Annotated in this window: 2 protein-coding genes; both read left to right on the top strand. The window is 45.4% G+C overall.

Annotated elements, in window-relative coordinates; all coding sequences use genetic code 11:
- The coding region (locus ACFILD_RS04935; RefSeq protein WP_375664843.1) for a ShlB/FhaC/HecB family hemolysin secretion/activation protein at positions 1–1,195 on the top strand (1,195 nt) is incomplete at its 5' end.
- 25 nt (positions 1,196–1,220) lie between these two features.
- A partial coding sequence (locus ACFILD_RS04930; RefSeq protein WP_375664842.1) for a filamentous hemagglutinin N-terminal domain-containing protein occupies positions 1,221–2,521 on the top strand: 1,301 nt, incomplete at its 3' end.

Here is a 2,521-nt window from a genome sequence, read left to right as displayed (position 1 = left end):
TCATGTTCTGAACATGCGCGATATTGAACAGGGGCTTGATCAGATCAACCGTTTGAGTTCAGCGCACGCTCAAAGCGAACTTCTTCCAGGGCGTGAAGAAGGGAGCACCATTGTCAATATTAACAATCATCCCGATAAAACTTTCAAGGTTACTGTTTCTCATGACAATATGGGACAATCTTCCACGGGTTATGCGCGTTATAGTGCGGGCTTGAGGGTAGAAAATATTTTAGGGATGAATGATGCGTGGGATTTTAACTATCAGCGCAGTCAGACAGATTATTGGGGTGGGAGCAAGCAAGAAGGACATAGCAATAACATTTCAGCGAGTGTGAGTATTCCGTACGGTTATTGGACCTTTGGATTGAATGGCACTGTTTATAATTACCAAAGCATAATCCCTGGCAATTTTACCGATATTGAGACGACGGGGGATTCCAGTGAGTTGCACGCCAGTACAAGCAGAGTTCTTTACCGTGATGGTGTTTCCCTTACAACCTTGAATTTAGGTCTTTCTTATAAAAGAACCAACAATTACCTTCTTGGCAATAAGATTGAAGTGGGCAGCCGTCAATATAGCGTCGCCAATTTTGGGATTTCGCATTCGCGCCAGATGTTGGGGGGGACTTGGACCTTTGATGTGAGTTATTTGCAAGGGCTCCCTTTGTTTCATTCTGTCAAGAAGCACGATCCAGGGGCAGGGGATGCGGAGCCACAATTTGCCAAATTTACTGGTACGCTTAGTATCATGACGCCTTTTAAGGTAGGGGGCTTGGACTTTATACTGAGCAATCTTTTGAGTGGTCAATATTCACCGCATAATTTATTGGGTGCTGAACAGATTTCGTTGGGGGGCGCTTCCAATGTTCGTGGCACGCGTGAGAGTTTGCTTTTTGGCAATAACGGTTTTTTTAGCCGGAATGATTTGTTGTTGCGCACCATTCCGTGGAGCAATCACGCGACCTTTAAAAAAGTTTTTGGTGAACTTCGCCCTTATGTTGGTTTGGATTATGGGCGTGTGTTTTCGCAAGCTTTGTATGGGATTAAGAGTGACCAGCTTGCCGGTTGGACAGCAGGTGTCAAGCTTGCGGGAGGCATGGTCTCTCTTGATGCCAGTTATTCCAGTATTTTTTGGAGCACAGTTAAGCACAAAAAATCAGGAACATTTTTTATGACATTAACAATGGAACTTTAAGCATTTTTTATTGGGGAGTTAAAGTATGAGATATGAGAAGAGAGCAGAAAGAGTAGCTTTATTAGGTGTTTTAGTCTCCAGTACGATGCTCAAAAAGGTTTTATTTGGGGGACTTGGTTTTTCTTGTTTGTTAGCACCTTCAGCGTTACAGGCACAAATTACTGTGGATCCTAACGCTAATGCCGCCCATCGTCCAGATATAGTAGCAGCGCCCAATGGGGTTCCCTCGATTGATATTGTTACCCCCAATGGCAAGGGTTTATCACACAATAAATATAACGATTTTAATATTGGAAATCTAGGTGTGATTTGNAATAAATATAACGATTTTAATATTGGAAATCTAGGTGTGATTTGGAACAATCATGCGCAAGAAGTGGGGCAATCGCAGTTGGGGGGCATTATGCCGGGCAATCCGCATTTGCGCCTCACGGGTTCAGCGAAAGTGATTTTAAATGAAGTCACCAGCAGCAAGCGTAGTGCCTTGAATGGTCCAGGAGAGGTTTTTGGGAGCCCCGCCGATGTGATTATAGCCAATCCCAATGGGATAAGCTGTGATGGTTGCGGTTTTATCAATACGCCCCATGCGACCTTAACCACAGGTGTACCCGAAATTGATGCGAGCGGTTTTTTGAAAGGCTTTGAGGTGCGAGGTGGGGATATCACCTTTGGCGCCAAGGGAGCCAATTTTTTCTCTGGCCAAGGGGCTGTTGATATTGTCGATATTGTCTCACGCACGGTGCATTTTGAAGGAGCTGTTGCGGGCAGAGAAATTGGTGTGACAGCAGGGACGGGTCACTTTGATTATGCTTCTCGGCAGATGAAAGAACTGACCGATATTACTGGTAAACCAGAATATGCGATAGATGGTTCTGCTTTGGGGGCTCTACAAGCGGATCAGATTAAACTTGTGGCAACAGAAAAAGGTGTTGGGGTTCGTATGCGCCATGATATGGCAGCCAATGCGGGGCAGTTGCATCTTTCTGCTGACGGGAAAATCTCGTTGAAGAATGTTTTTGGTCATGGGGGCGTTGTCCTCAAATCGAAAAGCCAGAGCATATTGGCAAAACACATCACCTCGAAAAAGCATATTGATATTGCCGCCCATAAGGATGTGACGTTAGAAACGGTTGGCGCTGATGGTCATTTGAAGATAGAGGCGCAGGATGGGCTTTTATCGATTGCCGGTAAAGCAACCTCTGGGGGCAATATGGAGCTTTCTTCGCGCCAGACACTTCAAGTTTCAGGGCTAGGATCAGGCGCTGATATGGCTCTTGAATCGGGCGGAGACTTGAAGCTTGAGGGGATTGTTTTAGCGCAAGGGAA

It is taken from the genome of Bartonella sp. CL162QHHD, from assembly GCF_042195435.1.
Lineage (GTDB): Bacteria > Pseudomonadota > Alphaproteobacteria > Rhizobiales > Rhizobiaceae > Bartonella.
Note: the sequence above shows the minus strand (reverse complement) of the source record. Positions and strands in the feature narration are given on the sequence as shown.